Genomic DNA, 20,124 nt, shown 5'->3' with positions numbered 1-20,124 from the left:
CAGAGAAGAACCCGGTTCACAGGCCCTCCAGGATCGTCACGTCTTCCACCACGCCCACATCCACGGCAGGCTTCACGATCACCGTGCGGCTGATGTCATTCGGTCCCATCGGCAGCACCTCCTCCACGCGCCCCACCGGGATGCCCACCGGGAACACGCCACCCTGACTGTTCGTCACGAGCAGGTCCCCGACCCTGATCGGCACGCCCCGCGAGAACTTCGCCTCCAACCGGTCCGGCGGTGACCCGTGCGCCACGCCACGCCCGCCCCGGTTGCCCTGCAGCGTCACGCCCACGGCACTCTCCGGGTCCACGAGCGCCAGCACCGTGGACTGCCCCGGCGCGACACTCACCACCTGACCCACCAGCCCCGCCGGGACCGTCACGGGCATGTGCACCCGCACGCCGTCCCGCGCGCCACGGTTCAGGTCCAGCCGCGCCTGCAGGGGGCTGGGATCCACGCCGATCACCTGCGCGATCGCCAGCGCGTTCGGCGCCTGCGTCGTCGTGATGACCAGCACCTGCTTCAGTCGCCCCACCTCACGCGACAGCAGCTCGTTGCGCTGCTTCAGAAGGTCGTTCTCCTTCTGCAGCGCCTTCACCTGCGCCGACTGATCCCGGTCCTGCATGAGCGTCACATACGCGCGGCGCACGTTATCCGCCGCCGTGACCGACAGCCGCGTCACGGGCGCCACGCCCGCCCGCAGCGCCGCCGGGGCCGCCACCTGAAACCGCGTCAGGACCATGCTGAGAAACAGCAGACCCGCGAACACCGCCAGAATCAACCGCCAGCCCTTCACTCGGCCCCGGCCCCCAGCGTGCCCCACACGGGCACCCCCGCCCCGCGCAGCAGGCGCGTCACGACACTCAGCGGGAAGCCCACCACGTTCGAGTACTCACCCTCCAGCCGCTCCACGAGCGCCATGCCCAGCCCCTGGATGCCGTACCCGCCCGCCTTGTCCAGCCCCTCGCCGGACGCCGCGTAGAACGCGATCTCCTCAGGCAGCAGGGCGCGGAACGTGACCGCCGTGCGCGCCACCTCCACCACCTCCGACCCGCCCGACAGCACCGCGACGCCCGTATACACCTCGTGCGTGCGGCCCGACAGGCGACGCAGGAACACCTCGTTCTCCTGCGCGGACTCCGGCTTACCCAGCAACTCCGCGCCCGCCGCGACCACGGTATCCGCCGCGATCACCACAGACCCCTGCGCCGTGCGCGCCACCGCGCGGCCCTTCAGGAGCGCCAGTTCCGCCGCCAGCCGCGCCGGGTCCGCCTCACGGCTGTCCTCCGGCTCGCCACTGACCTGCACGGTGAACGGCACGCCCAGCCCGGTCAGTAGTTCCCGCCGACGCGGACTGCCCGACGCGAGCACCACCGGCACGCCCGGCGTGCCAGCCCCCGATTCCGTCACTCTCAGTACCCCTCGCCCATCCGCTCGCCCGCCACCAGCGCCACGCCACCCGACGTGCCCAGGCGCGACGCTCCGGCCTCGATCATGGCCCGCGCGTCATCCGGCGTGCGCACGCCACCCGCCGCCTTGATCTGCACGCGATCCTGCGCGCCCAGACCCGCGATCACGTCCGCCATCAGGCGCACGTCCTCCAGCGTCGCGCCGCCCGTGCCGAAGCCCGTACTCGTCTTCACGAAATCCGCCCCGGCCCGCACCACCGCCGCCGTCGCCTCCCGCTTCTGCTCATCGGTCAGGAAGCACGTCTCGATAATCACCTTCAACACCGCGTCCGGAATCGCACGGCGCACCGCACGCACATCCGCCTCCACCGCGTCCCAGTCATTGTCCAGCGCCGCGCCGATGTGAATCACCATGTCCACCTCGTCCGCACCCGCCTCCACACTCAGACGCGCCTCCACGGCCTTCTGCTCACTGCTGACCGCACCCAGCGGGAACCCACACACGGTCGCCACCAACACACCCGACCCCGCCAACTCCGCCTTCGCCAGCGGAATGAACACCGGATTCAGACACACCGCGAAGAACGAATGTTCACGCGCCTCGGCGCACAATTTCACGATGTCCGCGCGGGTGGCGGTGGGCTTCAGGAGGGTATGGTCAATGAACGAGGACAGCTTCACGCCCCCCAGAATACCCCCCCCAGCCTAAGAAAGATTGACCCGAAAGGCGGAGAGGGGACGGGGGAGATGGCGAGTCATCGCCCGCCCGGAGCGACAGAAGGTGGGACAGCGGACGGGCGTGGATGTGGTAGGTGCTGCGGGGCTGGGTGGAGCAGGACTTACGGCAGTGGCCACACCAGATGCTTGAGTGACCAGGGATACCGGAAAGCGCGCTGGAACGGCTACTGGGTGAGGCTGCAACGGCTGAAGATCACGCACTGGTGATTGCTGTTTGCTCCGGCGTTGCCCGGAGAGAGAGTAATAGAGAAGCCACCCCACGTTCCTGAGAGGAAGGTGGGGCGGCGAGTAGTTGAAGCTAAGTTGTATTACGAGCTTCTACTAGTAAGCTTGCCAAGCATTACCAAATCCAACCTATTAAAACTAGAGGACTAATCCCCGCAAAACCCCCCATTCGATGTCTATTCCAGAAGGAGCAGCAAAACTGCTTTGATCTTTCATGGCTTGGAACCTACTTGCTTCGATGCACCCGACCTCATTCTCATTCAAATATAGGTGCGCCATGCCTCCCTCAACGATAATTCTATCTACTGCAAACAAACTAGACAGGCATATCTTTTTCACGCCATAGCACGCAATATCAATTCTATCAGATGCATGTTCATCTTCATTGATATTGCTCCTTAAGAGGCAAGTGCTATGACTAGGTGTATATGCCCATATTTCAAATATTCTGATCGCGCCAGTATACAATTCCATATGCTCCTCACTTGAATGGATTCTCAAGAGTCGTGCGTCCGCCCAGTTTAGTGAACTGAACTTCTCCAAGTCTTCCTGCTTCATAGAGCAACTTCATTTCCCAATCAGTCAATGAGGCCTCGTTGGATCCTGAAGCTGCGCGCTGAACCGCTCCCATAATTTTAGCGTATGTATCCTTACCAGTCATACCATCAATCGATACGGTGAACTTAGTTTTAGGGTCGGCGATTGCCTCTATGAGAGTTGCACGCCAATTTGGATCACTCATAAGGGTTCTTCCACCGACAGCGTTGGCTGTATGTCCGAGCCCCCATTTGTCTAATCCCAAAACGATGTGATCATCGCAGTTATGCACCAACCACCCGTCCTGCCCGACGTAGTAGGTGTGGGCTTCGCTGACGGTGAGGTTGAACATCTCGCGCGTCTGCTCAACGGTGGTGACGTTGGCGACCAGACCGGTGGTGCCGTCGGCCTGCTTGATCTTATCCCCGATCTTCAGGTGCCCTGCGCCCACCCAGTTCCGGCTCAGGTCGCCGTGGCCTTCCGGCGCGGGCCTGGGCTGGGCATCGGCGGGCTGCGCGACGAAGAAGGGATGCTCCGGCGTCGTTTCAATGAATTCCAGCTTGTTCTTGTTGTCCGGGTCGGTCAGCGTCAGGTACGTGACGCCCTGATCCTTCGTGCCGTGCGTGATGACGTGCGTGATCGGGTAGTACCCATTCTGGCCCGTCTGCTCATTGAACGCCAGCACCGGCGTGCCGATGGTCAACGCGGATATGGCAACGAGGCCGGAGAGGGTGCGAACCAGGGTGTTCGGGGAGAAGGAGTTTGGTACCAAATCACAGCCGTCCGCCAATCGCCTCAGACCACTGATGCCAATTTCCCCGGCTGTCTTCCCCATCTTCGTGATATCGAATACAGCACGGGGACTCATTTTAGCCAGCCTAGCAAGTGCGGGACCAACTGTCTTCGCTGTCTTCATGAATGCGGCGACATCAGCCGGCAACGTAAGCACTGTGAATGCGAAAGACCCGAGTTCTTTCTTGTAAGCGTCCATCGCATACGCGGCTGTTACAGTGGCCAGAAGACTTTCTTTTACCGGCTTTGCTTGCCTGCTACCCAATTGCTCGACCGCATTTCCCATTGCGCTCAATGCATCAGATGTGTCGTGTCCGACAATTCTTAGCCCCTTATTATTACTTATATTATCCTGCCCAAGCATTAACGACAGGCCAGCATAATAGGCAAGTTGCTCCGTAGGATTCATAGTCTTTTCAGCAAATTCAAGTGAATTCTGTAGGCCGCGTCTTAATTTTTCAGTGACATCATATCCCGATGAAGATCGGAAAAAAGTTTTATCGATTTCGTTGGAAAGCATTTCCTTTTGATCTTGAGCCAATTTCTTTTGACGGCCAAGTTCTGCATCGATTTCCGCCTGTCGAGCCTTGTTGTAGGCTTGCAGGCCTCTCAGTACGTCTCCTCCTGCTTGACTGATATAATCAGCAACAGAGGCAACCTGTGGCTGTACTGCATAGATGGGTTGTTCAAATCCCTGCCCGTCATCGAAATCTGCGGGGACTTCCTGCACCATAACTGCCCCACTGTCCGACGCTTTGGTGGCTTGCGCTCTGGCTTGCCCGTCAGAAATTTGCACGGTTTGCTTTGCGCCCTGGCTCGCGCCTGTCTGAACGGGTTTTACGGTTTCCGATTGGTCCTGCGAATCAAGTCCGGGTTTCACTTTGCTCGGATCAATGAGTTTCGGTAATTTCTGATTCGTGATGTTCAACGGATCGATTTTCAGTATGCCACTCAATGGCTTAATAGGCGCATCGAATGTATCTATAATTCGCACAATTGAAAAAGGTGTCGTTCCGTTCCATGAAATCGTGTCGTGCGTACCGTCGATCTCGGAGTATAGGGCATCTTTATACTGATATGCATTCGTTTTATAGGTCGATGCGATTATATCGCAATGCAGCACTTGTCCGCTGTCATCTTCCTCGCACCATCTTCTGAAATCTCCAGCCTTCCTGTATATAGCAGTGATTGAATCATTGCTTGAGAAGCTATTTGACCAATCCCGAATGACGGAGAATATAGGATCATCGGAGGCTGAAATTAATTGACTGCCTTCAATTATCTGAGCAGTGCTAGTAATAGCAAGACCACCGTTAGGGCTGTAGCGGAAATCATTTAACCTCGCGGAATGCATAGAATTTACTGCTGGCGAATAATACTCATTTGAGTTGAACTGGTGAACTTTATTATCGGCATTATACCTTTTTTGCCACGTGGTGATGCCGTCACTAAGTTCTGATAACCTATTGCCTCGGGAATCTATCCGATACGTGGAGGATAATGGAAATCCACTGCTCTTCATGTATCCATCTCCATCATATGAGTAAAATATTTTCGTATATTTATTATCACTCTTGGTAGTTGTCGAATCTATCTGTCCGTACTGATTATATGTATTGATCTGAGATGAATTGTCACCTGATGAAGATATTATCAGTCCTGTCAAGCTGTCATACTTGTAAACGTGAGTTGAATCTAGAAAATACAACGTAGCGGCACGAACTTTACTCTTAACTCTTTTGGCTACGTTTCCGCCTACAGAGGTATAGACGGTGTTTCTTGATGTATCAGATGCCGTGCCATCTGACTTCAGGTGATATATGTTGGTAATAATCTTCTCTGCATCGTAATAATATTCTATGTATCCCGGACGACAAACGACATTATCTGATGGCTTTGTGGTTCCATTGACGGTCTGTGGCTGACATTCTGCCGATGAGGCGGCGCCATTGGGGTCGAGTACTTTTAATTGCCGACCCCTTTGATCATACATCTCAAAGACCTTTCCATTTTCATTGCGTAATTTTCCATCTAAATAATAAGTATAGGACTGATTTATGACGGGTGCGGAGTCTATTGAATCCTGCATTGGTATGCGATCATTGGATAGAATAGGTGACCTGTCGGCGATAGAGACTGCGGATATCTGATCTCTCTCATTGTAACTTGATGACGAATTTGATATACTGGCTGCCAGGTAAATGCCGTTGTATCCACCGTACTTGTTTAGTTCATTGGTTGGACGCACTGATTTTTGCCGGACTTCAATCTTCCGTGCCTCCGTCAGTTGCTTCCCGCTGGCGCTGTACGTGTACCGGAACCAGTTCTGCCTGTCCGCGAGATTCGACGCCGTCCAGGTGCTGTTGTTCATGGGGGTGTCCCACTTCTCCAGCAGGTTCCCCAACTCGTCGAACCGCCAGAACGTCAGGCTGTTCGCGTGCCCCAGCGGCGTCACCTCATTCGCTTTCTGCTCCGCGTAGATGCCCATGTTGCCCAGGAACACCCGCCGGTAGCGTTGCCCCGCGCCGTTCACGTACTGCCAGAACTGCGATTCCGGCGTGCGGCCCGCCGCGAGCGACCATTCCGCCCACACGTCCCCACGGGCGTTGTACTCCGTGATCGTCGCGTTCCCCGCCGTTACCGCCAGGCTGGAGTCCCCGGGTACCACGGTCTGCGGCTGGCTCGTCAGGTTCCCCGCGTACGTGTACGACGTCTTCACGGTCGGTAGCCCGTCCAAGCGGTACGTCGTCAGTTTCCAGTTCGTGGCGGTCGCGTCGCCCACCCGTGGGCGACTCTCGTGCACGACCTTACCCAGCGAGTTGTAGCGGTACTCGGTGATCAGGTTCCGTTCGTTCTTGTACGTCAGGTTCCCGTTCAGGTCGTACCGGTAGGTGCTCCGCAGGCCGTTACTCAGTCCGGCCCCGCTGTCCGTCGCGTTCCCGGCCCGGGCCTGCTGGTGCGTGCTCGCCAGTTTGCCGTCCTCGTTGTACGTGTTCACGGTCGGGAAGCCGTTGGCGTCCACGGTCTTCGTGACGTTCCCGAGGCTGTCGTAGTCCTGCGTGATGGTCGCGGTCGCGCCCTGCGCGTCCGCGGGCAGGGTCGTGCTCGTCACGCGCCCCGCGTAGTCGTAGACGTAATCCGTGCGCGCGCCACTGTTCGGCCCGGCCTGGGTGTTCATGTGCGCCCGCCACGTCGTGACGGGCTTCAGGCTGCCGTCCACGCCGTACTGGTTGTATTCGGTCACCTGATGGGTGCTGCTCAGGCTGCCCAGCGACACCTCGCCGTACTTCGCGGTGGTGCCTGCGTTGTTGTCCGGCTCCCATACGCGCTCGAGCAGGTTGTCCGACGTGTACGTGAACGCCTTGGTGACGATCCCGCGCGCGTCGGTGCTCAGCGTCACGTTTCCGTTGATGTCGTAGTCCGTGTAGATGCTGTTCCCCCGCGCATCGACCATCTGCGTGGGTTTCTGCGCGGCGGTGTAGGCCATGCGGGTGGTGGTGCTGGTAAAGCCGGGGGCGGCGACCGTGTAGTCGGTTTCGTCGCCTCTCCACACCTGTTTGGTCAGGGTCGTGACGTTCCCCGCGCGGTCGTACGTCATGCTGGTCGTGTACCCGGCTGCGTCCGTCACCTTGACGGGCCGGTCGAAGAGGTCGTACTCGGTGGTTTCGCCCGCCAGTGCGGCGCCCTGCGGGAACGTCATGGTGTCCGGCGTGACCGTCCCGCCATACAGCAGACTGGTGACGGTCGTCTGGCGACCGCGCCAGTCGTACCCGTACTCCGTATACGGACGCCGCGCGTCCGTATACGGACTGCCGTTCGTGATCAGCGCCGGGTCGAGTTTCTTCACCAGGCGGCCCAGCGTGTCGTACCGCAGGTATGTGCTGCGGTCTTTCGGGTCCGCGTTCATCGTCAGCGCCTGATTCGTCACCCGGATCGGTCGGTCGTACGCGTCGTACAGCGTATCGACGATCTTATCGCCAACAGACGTGTTGCTCGTGGTGCGGATTTCACGACCCAGGGCGTCCAGGGTGTGCTTGGTGTATCGGAGTGGTTCTCCAGCGCGGCTGACCTGCTCATGGGCAAGCGCGCCAGTCAGGGAGTTGTACTGCATGACAATCGTGCTGCTGTCCGGGTTGACCTGCCTGGCCAGGTTGTCGCGCGTGTCGTACTCAAAGGTCGTGCTGTTCCCGCTGGTCGTCTCACTGGCTTTCCGGCCGTACCCGTCATACGTATACGCGGTGGTGCGCCGCGGCGTGGTGATCGCCCCGTTGGCACCGGCACCCATCTTGAGTTCGATCAGCTGGCCCGTGGCGTTGTACGCGAATGTCGTCAGGTTGCCGGGGTTGCCGGTGAAGCTGAACTTCGGTTCCCCGGACGTGAAGAACTTCGTCAGTGACTTGCTCTCTTCTTTCGCGTCCGTGCTGCCGTTCACCAACGTGCGGCTGTAGGCCCATTCCTGCTGTCCGAAGCCGTTGTACGCCGCGAACTGCTGCAGGTCACGCTGGACGGCCGTCCCGGCCGTCCATTTCCCGCCGGTCCATTTCTCCAGGTTTACCCAGGCTGGATTGCCGAACTCGTCGTAGTACGTCTGGGTGCGCTTGCCAGAATCACGGGCCTGCCCGTCCTGGTACGTCCAGGTCAGGTGCACCTGATCCCCGAAGTTCCGTACGCCCCGCGGGCGGCTCCAGTCGATGTCGCCGGTCACGGTGGGTTGCCAGATCTGCGCGGTCCCGCTGTGGTACTCGTAGTCGGTGTTGACGGTCGGGGTCCCGGCCGCAACCGATTGTGTACGGGTCAGGCGACCGTACTCGTCGACGGTGTTGATGGTCGCACTGGTATTGACGCCATCCACGTTGACGTTTTCCGTCGCGCTGGACGGCGCGGCGAATTTCTGGTTGTAGGAATAGACGCTGTAGTTCGCGCGCGTCACGGGGCGCGTGACTGCGCCGTAGCTAAATGTGGCAGTCTGAGTGGAATCGACGCCGTGGACGACCGTTCCGGACCGGGCCTCCTGAATGGTGTTGGTGACCTGATTGTCACGGTTGTACTCGTACTGGGTCGTGCGTTCGTAACCTGCAGGTGGTGTGGACGCCCAGTTCACGGCCTTGACGTAGACCGTTTCGCGCGTCTTGTTCCCGTGATTGTCGTACACGTTCTGGATCTGCGCGCCACTCGGCAGGTTGATGGCACGAATTCGCCCTGCCGCGTCGTACCAGTACGTGGTCGAGAGCGTCCGGTCAGAGGGAATGACAGAGTTATAATCCCGCTCCCGCTGGTACCGCAGCCAGCCTTCCGGCGTGTACTCGAGGGTCAGTTTCTTATCACCCTGCGTCCGCACCACCTGTTGACCCAGTGCTCCCGCTGTCGTGCTGGTGCCGTACGTGAAGCTGATGTCCGCTTCACCGGGGGTCTTGACGGTACTGACGCGGTTGCTGCCGTCGTACGTGTACGTCGTGTACACCATGCCCAGTTGCGACGTGTCCGACTGGTCCACCGCGCGGGGGCGGCCCATCTGATACAGCAGCACCTGACCGTTCTGTTCGGTGTAGTTCAGGTCGAACCACCGCCCGATCAGGTTGCCGGTCGCGTCGTACGTGCGGTGCACCATGTACGTCACGTAGTACTGCCCGCCGCGCTGCTCGTACGCGTACTCGATGCGCCGTTTCCACGACCCGATCGGATTCGCTTCGTCCTGCACGAGCATGTTCACCGCGTCGAGGCGGTTCAGGGCGTCATTCCACTCGTAGGTGGTGACGCGGCCCCACTCGTCCTTGACTTTGCTCAGGTGCCCGTTGCCGGGCGCCGTGTAGGTGAACTCCGTTTTGGGTGCGGTCGGATCGATGCCTTCGGCATCGTTCCGGTACTTCGCGGTGCGGTACTGCTGGTGCAGCGTCTGCGTGTAATCGGGGTACTCGCCGTCGTTGTAGAAGGTGGTGCGGTTCCCGGCGCGGTCGTACAGGTGCGAGATGAGTCGGCTGTTAGCCAGTTGGAAGGTCACGAGCCACTGTTCGTCGGTCTGCAGGCCGGTCTGGGTCTTGCGGATGTAGAACGCAACGCCGCCCCGGATGCTGGCGTAGCGTTCGTTGATCCAGGTGGGGGCGGCGTCGATCTCGGCGCTGCTGGCGCGGCGGTAGAGGTCGAAGCTACCGTCACCCTGCGCGACGGACCATTCCTGGGGAATGGTGGCGGGGTTCATGGTGGGGCTGAAGCCGGAGAGGCGCATCAGGCCGTTGACCCGGAACCCACCGGTAGTGCTGACGGTGTCGTCGCCGGGTTTGCTGACGTTGTTGCGGTTGATTGACCCGAGGTCGAAGTAGACGTTGCCGGTGGCGGCGTTGACGGCGTCGGCGATGTCGCCGAACTGGGGGGCGGCGAAGGCGGCGAGTTCGGTGGGGATGTTGCTGACGCCGCTGCCGGGCCGGGTGAAGAGTTGCGGGGCGGCCAGAGCAACCACGCCGGGGAGGTGGGTGGTGGTGAGGAAGAGGGTGGCGAGGGTCGCGCCAACCCAGCGGGGTTGGCGCGGCGGACTGGATGATGAGGGTATTCGCATACAGCTCATGGGTCTATCACGTTGAGTTCTGTGCTGTTGCCTCATGTGCGTGCGTCATGTGCGGCAACAGTCTTGTCATGTGTAGGGCAGAATGTGTGGGTTATGCGCCTGCCAGTTCCTGTCGTTGCTTCGGTTCTCACGCTTCTCATTTCATGCGGGGGAAGCGGTCCGCCCCCATCCGTGACACTGGTTACGCCCGTGAATGACGCGGTGGTCAGTGGCACGGCAGCCCTCCAGGCGACGCTGGACGAGGGAGTGACGGGTGAGGTTCGCCTGTACGCCCGCCGCCGCGACGGGCAGGAGGACGGGCAGTTCATCGGGAGTGCCAATAACCGCCCGTACCTGGTGCGGTGGAACACCACGGCCTTCCCGAACGGCAGTGACCTGGAGGTCTATGCCAGGGCCATCGTGGACGGCTCGGAGGGACGCAGTGCGCCGGTGCGGGTCACGATTCAGAATGCCAGCGCGCCGCAACTGCGGTACATGGTGGGGTACAACGTTCCGGCGTCGTTTACGGCGCAGTCACTGACGTCAGGTCCGCGCGGTCTGATCGATCCGTTGAAGGTCCGCGGTCCAGACGCCACGCAGGCCGTGGCGGGCCACGCGAACCGGAAGGTGGGCAGTGTGGGCGCCCAGGCGGCGGGTCAACGGAGTTTCTGGGCGGAATGGGGGTGGACAGCGGTGCCCGGCGCGTACGGGTACCGCGTGTTGATGGCAGACCGGAGCCTAGCGGGACCGTACTCGGTCGTGAAGAGTCCGCTGCCGTCCAATGGGGCGGTGACGGAAAAGCATTCGATGCCGTTGCCGGATGGGGCAGTGGCGGGGAAGGTCTACGGCGTGGTCCGCAGCGTGTCCTCGGCACAGGTGGAGTCCGCGCTGTCGAATGCGGGGACGGCGGTGCTGATGGACGCCCAGCAGGTGGCGAGCCCGGTCGACGGTCAGGTGGTGCAGGATGGCCGGCCGATCCTGACCTGGAATGCACTTCAGGGTGCCAGTGGGTACTTCTACTCGGTGTGTGACCGTCCGTGTACCGATCCGCTGGCCAGGGAAATCTGGGGCAACACCGACAGACAGGGTCAGGCCATTACGCCCATCAGTGAGCTCAGTGCCGTGTACCCGGCGGATCAGGAACCGCTGGTGGCGGGCACCTACTACTGGTGGATCGCGGCGGTGCGTCTCGAGGGTGGCCGCCCAGTCAGTCTGAGTTACAGCGAACTTCGCCGTCTGGTGGTGCCGTGAGGGGCCGCCTGTCAGCGGCGTTGCTGCTTTCGGGTCTGTTGATCGGGTGTGGCGACGATTCGGCACCGCGGTCGGACACCTTTTACCTCACGGCGGCGCTGCCCAGTCCTGCGCTGCCCGGGCAGGAGGTGGTTCTGTACGGTCAATTGCCGTCGGGTGTGCGTGCTGTCACGTTGAAGGGCGGGGATGAGTCGGTCACGCTGCCCGCCGAGAAGCAGCCGGATGGTTTACGCGTCACCCTGCCGGACGATCTGAAGGCGGATACGTGGCAGGTGGCCGTGGCAGACGTCCCTGATCAGGCGGTGACACTGGAGGTGTTGCCGGTTCTGACGGACGTGCGGCTGCAGAACGGTGTGTTGCTGGCGTCGGGGAAGGGGTGGGGGCGTCACCCGGAATCGGCGGTGGTGGAGGTGAACGGTCAGTCGGTGGTTCCGGCCGTGACCGGTTCGACCCTGACGGTGAAACTCCCGGCGACCCAGGATGCATCTGGGGATGAATCGTATGGAGTGTTCACCGTTCGCCTGATTGTCGGCGAGCGTGCCAGTGACGTGGTGATACTCCAGAAGGCTGCCGTGACCGTCCGGGGATCACTGGTTCAGCCGATGACCTCTGCTCAGCGTCAGGGGACGTTCACGACACAATCGGTGGCGGCCAGCCCATCCCGGCGTCTGCTGACTCCGGTCGGAGTGGCCGTGCCGACTGCTGGACTGGTTGATCGGTCAACAGTGCTTGACCGTCAGGTGGTGACCTACACCACTGCGGCCGCAGCGGCCGCCGCACTTGAAAACCTCCGTCGGCAGGGGGTCAAGGTGACGTTCGATCAGGTGATTCAGGTTGGGGATCAGGGAGTTCGTCGAACGGTCGGTTCGTCGAGTGTGCCTGCGTTCAAGCAGTGGTTCTGGCCGAAACTCGGTGTGCAGTCCGCCTGGACAAGGACCCGGGGCGCCGGGGTGACGGTGGCGGTCGTGGATACTGGCGTGTCCCTGGATCACCCGGAGTTCAGGGGGCGTCTGCTCCCCGGCTGGGATTTCGTGGATGGTGATGCCAGTCCTCAGGATCAGAGTGGTCACGGGACGCACGTGGCGGGGTTGATATCGGCCAGTGGTCAGGTGACGGGCGCGGCTCCCGAGGCGAGGCTGCTGCCGGTCCGGGTGATCGGGCCGGGCGGCGGGACAGTCAGTGACCTGGTGCGGGGTCTGCTGTGGGCAGCCGACCTGGATCTGGAGCGCCCCAACCCCAACCCTGCTCAGGTGATCAACCTCTCGCTCGGGACCCCGGAATACAGCGCGCTGCTCGTGGAGGCCATCCAGCGCGTACTGGAGGCTGGCGTGATCGTGATCGCGGCGACGGGAAACGACGGTGGTCAGCCGTACTCCCCGGCGAACATTCCTGGCGTTGTTGCGGTGACCAGTGTCAATGGACCGGTCACCACCTACCAGCCGGGGTATGCCAATCGCGGCCCAGGCACGCGAATTGCTGCGTACGGTGGGGACATGAGTGCTGACCAGGACCGAGATGGTCAGCCGGACGGCATTATCTCGACTGACATAGATCCGGCTGGTCAACCCTCGTACGCTCTGCGCAACGGCACGAGTATGGCCGCACCCCAGGTGTCAGGTGTGGCGGCCCTGCTCCTGGCAGATGGTGTTCCTCCCCAGGCTGTGAAGCGTCTGCTGGAAGGCCAGGCGACGGATCTGGGCGTCGAGGGGATGGACCCGCACACCGGGTGGGGACTGCTGAACGCGCAGGCGGTCAGTGCCGACACGGGCGTGTATGTGCAAGCCAGGACCGCCGCTGGTCAGATCATCACGACGGTCAGGGCGACCGGTGGGACGTTTGAACTCCACAGTCTCCCACCGGCACAGCCCATCACGCTCGTGGCGGGAACTGACCGCAACAACAATGGTGTTCTCGGGGAAGCGGGGGAGCTGCTCAGTGCGCTGACCACGTTGACCCCGTCTCAGGTGACCAGCGCCCTCCGTGTGCCGCTGGAACCGGCTGATGGAAGGACCACCTTCGTTCTCTCTCATTGAAAGGCTGAATATATGTTGATCTCGATGAACTGGACGCGCGTCGTGGCGCTGTCTACCCTGCTGGCCCTGTCTACTCCCGCTGTGGGGTCCGCTGCTCAGATTCCGGTCACGGTTCTCAAGGCCGGTGATACTTACGTCATTCAATCGACCGAGCAGATTCGCTACCAGACTGATCCTTTGACGAGAAGATTGATCCTGCTGGACGCGGTCCTTGCAAGTGGGGCCAGTCTGCCGGAGGGACTCGTCTGGACCAGGGAACAGGGGACGGTGCAGTTCGTCATCCCGGATGGGACGACCTTCGCCCTGAGTCCCGATGGGCGCAGTCTGTTGCTGACCCCACCGAGTCAGAGGACGGTCGCTCCGATCAACGTGGACGAGCGAACACCGATTATCTACCCACTCAGTTATGCCGAGCCGAATATGACGGCGGGACTGCTCCAGAGCATTTACCCTGGCACCCGGGTTGTGGTGGACAGCCGGCAGCGGAGCCTGATTGTCATTGCCAATCCAGCGGACAGGAACGTCATCCTGGCTGTGCTGAAACAACTGGATGCAAGTCGTCCGCAGGTGCAGTTTGAAGCGGAGATTCTGGAAGTCAACCGGGACACGACCGACAGCCTCGGTTTGCAGTACGACAGTATTTTTACTTTCAAATTGAATGAGGGTGAAGGTATGTCACTCAAGAAGATCGGCACGATCGGTCGTAATCCGCTGAGTCTGAGCGTGAGTTTGAACATGCTCAAGACGAGCGGCGCCGCGCGTGTCCTTGCGCGACCCCGCATCACCACGATTGATGGACTCGAAGCGCGGATCAATTCGACCCAGACCACGCCTGTGGTGACGTCGAATTCCAGTGGTGGTACCAGCGTGCAGAGCATCACGACCGGGATCACCTTGAGAATGTCTCCGAAGGTCGCACCGGACGGCACGGTCGAGACCAACCTGACCATCAGTGTGAGTGTGCCGACGGGCACCACCAGTCAGGGTGTGCCGCAGTTCAGCACTCGTGAAGCCTCCACGACAGTGAGAGTCGGAAACGGCGAACCGATTGCGATCGGTGGTCTGATGGAAGATCGTACGGTGTCGGCCGATCAGAAAATTCCGTTACTGGGCGATATTCCCTTACTTGGCAAGCTGTTCACGACGACCCGTACGGATACGCGCCGCAGTGATCTGATCATCGTGGTCACGCCGCGCCTGGTACTCAGCCCCAACGAGCCCTTGCCCATGCTCGCTCCGACCGCTGAACCTGCAACCCCCTGATTCGGTCTGTCACGGAACCTCTATACTTGAACTCAGTTCAATTTCCGAGTTCTCTCCCTGGAGGTTTCACGCATGACCCAAGCTGCCACCCTGCCCGCTTTCGCCGTCGCCGCCGTCAAAAAGGCCCTGCACGACATTCCCATGAACGCCACCGTCGGCGTGCAGATCACGGACGTGGGCGTGGGCTGGGCGACCGGGGAGGCGCCGGATACCGCGCCGTTCCGCAACCACCTGGGGACCATTCACGCGGGCGTGCAGTTCCTGCTGGCCGAAGCCGTGAGTGGCGCGGCGTTCGCGGGGGCGTTCGCGGCGCAGCTGGTGGGCGCGGTGCCGCTGATCGAGAAGCTGGAGACGCATTACGTGAACCGCGCCGTGGGTGACCTGACCGCGCGGGCCGAGGCGGCGGACCCGGCGCAGATTGCGGCGGCCCACGCGGAGTTCGCGGCGGACGGCCGCGCACGACTGATCATCAACGTGACCGTGCAGGACGGCGAAGGGAAGGACGTGATGCGCGCCGTCGCCCACTGGTACCTCCGTGCCCGCCCCCAGGCGAAGTGATCGGGTGAGTGGAAAGTAGGAAGTGGGGAGTGGATCGGAGGCCAGCCACGGTCCACTCCCTACTTCCCACTGCCCACTCCCCGCGCGGAGCGCCAGTGCTCTACCCTGCTCGCATGACTGTGTTGCTGCTGGATCACGTGGCGATCGCGACTCCTGATCTGGAGGCGGGTTCCGCGCCGTACGTGGCGCTGGGCCTGCACCCGGAGGGGCCGGATGAGGTGGTGGAGGGTCAGGGTGTGCGCGTCCGGGCGTTCCAGGTGGGGGAGACCCTGATCGAGTTGCTGATGCCCACGCGGGAGGACAGTCCGATCGCGGGGTTCCTGGCGCGCAAGGGGCCGGGGCTGCATCACACGGCGTACCGCGTGGCGGACCTGGACGCCGAGATGGCGCGCTTACGGGCGGAGGGCGCGCGGTTCCTGAGTGACTCGCCTGCGCCGGGTCGGGCGAGGTCGCGCGTGGCGTTCCTGCACCCGAAGTGGGGCGAGGGGACCCTGATCGAACTGGTCGAGCACGCGCCGGGCGGGCACGCTTGAGCGTCCGCCGGGCGAGGCCACTGTGGTGGGTGCCGTCCCTGGCGATCATGGGGGTGATCTGGTGGCTGAGCAGCGCGCCGCAGACGCCGGGTCCGTCCCTGGAGCACCCGAAGGACTGGATCGCGCATTTCGTGGCGTACCTGTCGCTGGCGCTGTGTCTGGGCCGCGCGACGAGGCGGCGGGGGCTGGCACTGGTGCTCGCGGCGTGGTTCGGCGCGCTGGACGAGGTGCACCAGTCGTTCGTCCCGCCGCGTGAGGCGGGGGTGCAGGACTGGCTGTTCGACGTGGCGGGCGCGTATCTGGGCGTGCGGCTCGCGGTGCGCAGGTCCGCCGCGCGGGCGCCTGAGGCGCAGGGTGTGGTTCATCCGGCCTGAACCTCGCGTCGGGCGTCGCAGTTCTGTCAGACGCTCTCGGGTAGGCTCGCGGGCATGACCGCACCGACCCTCCCGCCCGCGCAGGCCACGCACGTGGCGGCGCTGCACGCGGCCCTCACGCAACTGGACGGGGTGATCCTCGGGAAGGGTCCGCAGATCCGGCTGGCCGTCGCGTGCCTGCTGGCGCGCGGGCACCTGCTCATCGAGGACCAGCCGGGCGTGGGCAAGACCACGCTGGCGCAGGCCCTGGCGCGCACCTGCGGCCTGCACTTCCGCCGCGTGCAGTTCACGGCGGACCTGCTGCCCGCCGACCTGACCGGCGTGAGCGTCTGGGACGCGCCCAGCAGCGCGTTCCGCTTCGTGGAGGGGCCGGTGTTCAGCGAGCTGCTCCTCGCGGACGAGATCAACCGCGCCACGCCCCGCACGCAGGGCGCGCTGCTGGAAGCCATGGAGGAACGGCAGGTCTCCGAGGGGGGCGTGACCCGGCCCCTCCCGGAGCCGTTCTTCGTGATCGCCACGCAGAACCCGGCGGCGTTCGTGGGCACCAGCCCGCTGCCCGAAGCGCAACTGGACCGCTTCCTGATGACCGTCACGCTGGGCTACCCGGACGTCCGCGCCGAACGGCAACTGCTGGAAACCGGGGGGCGCAGCCTGTCGGTGCGGGACCTGCCGGCCGTGCTGAACGCCGGGACGCTGATCGCCATGCAGGCCGAGGTGGACGCCGTGCACGCGGCGGGCCCGCTGCTGGATTACCTGCAGCTGCTGGCCCGCGCGACCCGTGACCACCCGGCGCTGAGTGCCGGGCTCAGTCCGCGTGGACTGCTGGCGCTGCTGGCGGGCGCGCGGGCGTGGGCGTACCTGCACGGGCGCGCGATGGTCCTGCCCGAGGACGTCCAGGCGGTGTTCGGACCGCTGGTCGGGCACCGCCTGACCGTGCGCGCCGGGGCGGACGTGCGCGACGTGACCGCGCGCCTGCTGCGCGACACCCCGATCCCCTGATGACCGGACCGGAGCAGCGGACCGGGGCGGGGCCCCTGCGCGCGTGGCCGACGGGCTTCGGCGCGGCGTTCCTGGCGGTGATCGTCCTGACGCTGATCGGCTGCGTGAACTACGCCCTGAGCCTCGGGTACGGCCTGACGTTCCTGCTGGGCGGCGTGTGGGTGCTCGCGGCGGGGCAGGCGCTGCGCGCGGCGCGGGACCTGACGGTCGGGGTGCAGGCGCGCGGCCCGGTGCCCGCCGGGTCGGTCCTGCCCGTGCGGGTGGCGGCGCAGGGGGGGCGCGGCGGCGTGCTGCGGGCCTCCCTGCACGCGTCCGGCGCGCAGGTGCAGGGCAGCGTCACGCTGGAGGAGGCTGCGGGGACCCTCGGCCTGCTGCTCCCGACCGCGGCGCGCGGCCCGCTGGACGTGCGCGTCACGCTGCGCGCCCTGGACCGCCTGGGCCTGTGGCAGGTGCGCCTGCCCGACCCGGAACCGCTGACGGTCCTGATTCACCCCCTTCCGGAAGTCGGCGCGCCGCCCCCGCCCGTCCGCAGCGTGCCGGGCAGTGGCGAGGGCGTGGGCCGCGCGAAGGGCGACGAGGAGTTCGCGGGCCTGCGCCCCTACCAGACCGGAGACTCGCCCCGGCAGGTGTCGTGGCGGCACGTCGCGCGGACCGGGCAGCTCCTGACCCGCGAGACGGACGCCGCGCAGGGCAGCGCCCGGCGCCTGGACTGGCAGGACGCCCCCGGCGACCCGGACGCCCGCGCCGCGCGACTGGCCGCCTGGGTGGACGCCCTGCACGCCCGCGCGGACGCGTACGCCCTGCACCTCCCCGGCGAGGTCATTCCGCCCGGCAGCGGCGAGGGGCACCGGCAGGCGGCCCTGAGCGCCCTGGCCCTCGCGGAGGTCACGCCGCCGGTCACGGCCACGCGGGTCACGCCGCCCGATCCGCTGCCCGGCGCGGCCCTGACGTGGACCCTGCTGGCCCTGGCGGTCACCCTCGCACCGGGGGCGCTGCGCCAGCCGTGGTGGCTGACGGCGCTGATCGCCGCGCTGCTGGGCCACTCGCTGCTGCGCGCCCGCCGCGAGGGCATCCGGCCCCTGCCGACCTGGCTGCTGGCGCTGCTGGCCGTCGCGGGCGGCGCGGCGCTGAACGCCACGTACGGCACGCTGCTGGGCCGCGACGCAGGCACCGCGTTCCTGGCGATGCTGGCCGCCCTGAAAACCGCCGAGAGTCACGCGCGGCGCGACCAGGCGGTCCTGACCCTGCTGGGCCTGTTCGTGACGAGCACCGGCTTCTTCTTCAGCCAGGGACCACTGACCGCCCTGTACGCCGTCCTGAGCGCCGCGATCCTCCTGACCGCCGCCACCACCCGCCTGGGGGGCGTGCCGCCCCTGACCCGCGCCGCACTGGGGCAGCGACTGACCCGCACCGCGCGCCTGTTCGCCCTGACGACCCCGCTGACGCTGGCGCTGTTCGTGCTCGTGCCGCGACCCGACGGTCCGCTGTGGCAGCTGCCCGTGCAGGACCGCAGCATGACGGGCCTGGGCAGCGAACTGAGCGCCGGGTCCGTCACGAACCTCGCGCGGAACCCGGCGGTGGCGTTCCGCGCGGACTTCCAGGGAGCCGTGCCCGCCCCGGCGGACCGCTACTGGCGCGGCCCGGTCATGGAGGCGTTCGACGGCGTGAAGTGGCAGCAGGTGCGCGGCAGCCTCACCCCGCCCAGCATCGAGGCGACCGGCGCGGCCCTCACGTACGACCTCACGCTGGAACCCAGCGGCACGCCGTGGCTGCTGGCGCTGGAAACGGTCGTGCGCGTCCCGCAGGGGGCGTTCATCACCAGCGGCCTGCAGGCGTTCACGCCCCGCCCTGTCGCCACGCGCCGCCGCGTGACCCTGGTCAGCCAGAGCGCGCTGGTGGGCCGCCAGGAGAACGAGGACCGCCTGCAGTTCACCACGCTGCTCCCGCGTGGGCAGAATCCCCGCACGCTGGCCCTGGCGCAGCCCTGGCAGGCCCTGCCGCCCGCCGAGCGCGTGCAGGCCGCCCTGGACCACCTGCGCGCAGGGGGCTTCACGTACACCCTGAGCCCCCCGCTGCTGCCAGAGCAGGACCGCACCGACGCGTTCCTGTTCGGCAGCCGCCAGGGTTTCTGCGAACACTACGCCAGCGCCTTCGCCGTCCTGATGCGCGCCGCAGGACTGAGTGCGCGCGTCGTCACCGGGTACCTGGGCGGCGAACTGAACCCCGACGGGAACTACCTGATCGTCCGCCAGCAGGACGCCCACGCCTGGACCGAGGTCTGGCTGCCCGGCCAGGGCTGGGTGCGCGTGGACCCGACTGCCGTGATCGCCCCCGCCCGCCTGAACGCCGACCTGCGCACCGCGCTGACGCAACCTGCCGCGAGCGCCGCGCTGCCCCGGACCGGCCTGGACCGCCTGCGCCTGCGCCTGGACGCGTGGCAGAACCGCTGGAACACCGTCGTCGTCGAGTACGACGGCCAGCGGCAGACGGCCCTTCTGACCCGCCTGGGCATCACGGGCGGCGAGGGGGTCCTGTGGTGGCTGCTGCTGCCCGCACTGGCCCTGACCCTGCTGCCCGCCTACGCCTGGACGCGCCGCGCCGCCCGGCCTGCCGACCCCGCCCAGCGCCTCTGGACAGAGCTGCTCCGCGCCGTCGGCGCCCCGCAGCACCCCGGCGAGACGCCCGGCGCGTACGCGCAGCGGCAGACCGCCGCACACCCCCACCTGCAGGGCGCACTGGACGCCGCGACCCGTGCGTACCAGCAGGCCCGCTACGCGCCCGGTCCGCCCGACGCCGCCCTGCGCGACCTGCGCGCCGCCGCGCGGCAGATCAGGGGCATGCGTCACCGCGCGCGCCGCTGAGCTCGCGTAG

General features: G+C 64.4%; 12 protein-coding genes. 8 read left to right on the top strand and 4 right to left on the bottom strand.

Going from position 1 to position 20,124, the window contains the following annotated elements:
- Positions 1-16: 16 nt before the first annotated feature.
- The 4 genes from mreC to EXW95_RS03875 all read right to left on the bottom strand — a co-directional run bounded on the left by mreC (position 17) and on the right by EXW95_RS03875 (position 10,254).
- Entirely contained in the window at positions 17-799 is a 783-nt protein-coding gene (gene mreC, locus EXW95_RS03890; RefSeq protein ID WP_371809899.1) for a rod shape-determining protein MreC, read from the bottom strand.
- Positions 796-1,377 (bottom strand): Maf family nucleotide pyrophosphatase, encoded by a 582-nt coding sequence (locus EXW95_RS03885; RefSeq protein ID WP_174368802.1) that lies wholly within the window; start codon positions 1,375-1,377, stop codon positions 796-798. Before EXW95_RS03885 ends, mreC begins: the two co-directional genes overlap by 4 nt.
- 38 nt (positions 1,378-1,415) lie before the next feature.
- Positions 1,416-2,093, bottom strand: coding sequence for a deoxyribose-phosphate aldolase (gene deoC, locus EXW95_RS03880; protein ID WP_174366347.1), 678 nt, complete (start codon positions 2,091-2,093; stop codon positions 1,416-1,418).
- Between the two features lie 763 nt (positions 2,094-2,856).
- Positions 2,857-10,254 carry a polymorphic toxin-type HINT domain-containing protein gene (locus EXW95_RS03875; protein WP_174366346.1) on the bottom strand — a complete coding sequence of 2,466 codons (7,398 nt, stop codon included), beginning with the start codon at positions 10,252-10,254 and terminating at the stop codon, positions 2,857-2,859.
- A 102-nt stretch (positions 10,255-10,356) separates the two neighbouring features.
- Between EXW95_RS03875 and EXW95_RS03870 the strand changes: the two genes are divergently transcribed.
- The 8 genes from EXW95_RS03870 (at position 10,357) to EXW95_RS03835 (ending at position 20,114) form a co-directional block, all read left to right on the top strand.
- Positions 10,357-11,493, top strand: a complete 1,137-nt coding sequence (locus EXW95_RS03870; protein ID WP_174366345.1) for an Ig-like domain-containing protein — start codon at positions 10,357-10,359, stop codon at positions 11,491-11,493.
- Complete coding sequence (locus tag EXW95_RS03865; protein WP_371809898.1) at positions 11,490-13,526, top strand: S8 family serine peptidase; 2,037 nt, start codon at positions 11,490-11,492, stop codon at positions 13,524-13,526. The genes EXW95_RS03870 and EXW95_RS03865 overlap by 4 nt, the downstream gene beginning before the upstream one ends.
- A gap of 24 nt (positions 13,527-13,550) precedes the next feature.
- The gene (locus tag EXW95_RS03860) at positions 13,551-14,789 is read left to right on the top strand and encodes a type II secretion system protein GspD (protein ID WP_254605491.1); all 1,239 of its coding nucleotides are present in this window, start codon (positions 13,551-13,553) and stop codon (positions 14,787-14,789) included.
- Positions 14,790-14,861: 72 nt separating this feature from the next.
- On the top strand, positions 14,862-15,347 hold the full coding sequence (locus EXW95_RS03855; RefSeq protein ID WP_174366343.1) for a PaaI family thioesterase: 486 nt from the start codon (positions 14,862-14,864) through the stop codon (positions 15,345-15,347).
- Between the two features lie 113 nt (positions 15,348-15,460).
- The gene (locus tag EXW95_RS03850; protein WP_174366342.1) at positions 15,461-15,880 is read left to right on the top strand and encodes a VOC family protein; all 420 of its coding nucleotides are present in this window, start codon (positions 15,461-15,463) and stop codon (positions 15,878-15,880) included.
- A complete protein-coding gene (locus tag EXW95_RS03845; RefSeq protein WP_371809896.1) occupies positions 15,877-16,254 on the top strand; it encodes a VanZ family protein in 378 nt (125 codons plus the stop codon). Before EXW95_RS03850 ends, EXW95_RS03845 begins: the two co-directional genes overlap by 4 nt.
- Positions 16,255-16,308: 54 nt before the next feature.
- Positions 16,309-17,253 (top strand): MoxR family ATPase, encoded by a 945-nt coding sequence (locus EXW95_RS03840; RefSeq protein ID WP_174366341.1) that lies wholly within the window; start codon positions 16,309-16,311, stop codon positions 17,251-17,253.
- The gene (locus tag EXW95_RS03835) at positions 17,253-20,114 is read left to right on the top strand and encodes a transglutaminaseTgpA domain-containing protein (RefSeq protein WP_174366340.1); all 2,862 of its coding nucleotides are present in this window, start codon (positions 17,253-17,255) and stop codon (positions 20,112-20,114) included. Before EXW95_RS03840 ends, EXW95_RS03835 begins: the two co-directional genes overlap by 1 nt.
- Positions 20,115-20,124: the final 10 nt, after the last annotated feature.

It is taken from the genome of Deinococcus sp. JMULE3, assembly GCF_013337115.1.
Lineage (GTDB): Bacteria > Deinococcota > Deinococci > Deinococcales > Deinococcaceae > Deinococcus.
This window is presented reverse-complemented; position numbering and strand designations above follow the sequence as displayed.

Excerpts from the sequence above, each read along its gene's own strand:
- EXW95_RS03875 (WP_174366346.1), bottom strand. The coding sequence starts at position 10,254 with ATGCGAATACCCTCATCATCCAGTCCGCCGCGCCAACCCCGCTGGGTT.
- EXW95_RS03870 (WP_174366345.1), top strand. The coding sequence starts at position 10,357 with ATGCGCCTGCCAGTTCCTGTCGTTGCTTCGGTTCTCACGCTTCTCATT.
- EXW95_RS03860 (WP_254605491.1), top strand. The coding sequence starts at position 13,551 with ATGAACTGGACGCGCGTCGTGGCGCTGTCTACCCTGCTGGCCCTGTCT.
- EXW95_RS03855 (WP_174366343.1), top strand. The coding sequence starts at position 14,862 with ATGACCCAAGCTGCCACCCTGCCCGCTTTCGCCGTCGCCGCCGTCAAA.
- EXW95_RS03850 (WP_174366342.1), top strand. The coding sequence starts at position 15,461 with ATGACTGTGTTGCTGCTGGATCACGTGGCGATCGCGACTCCTGATCTG.
- EXW95_RS03840 (WP_174366341.1), top strand. The coding sequence starts at position 16,309 with ATGACCGCACCGACCCTCCCGCCCGCGCAGGCCACGCACGTGGCGGCG.
- EXW95_RS03835 (WP_174366340.1), top strand. The coding sequence starts at position 17,253 with ATGACCGGACCGGAGCAGCGGACCGGGGCGGGGCCCCTGCGCGCGTGG.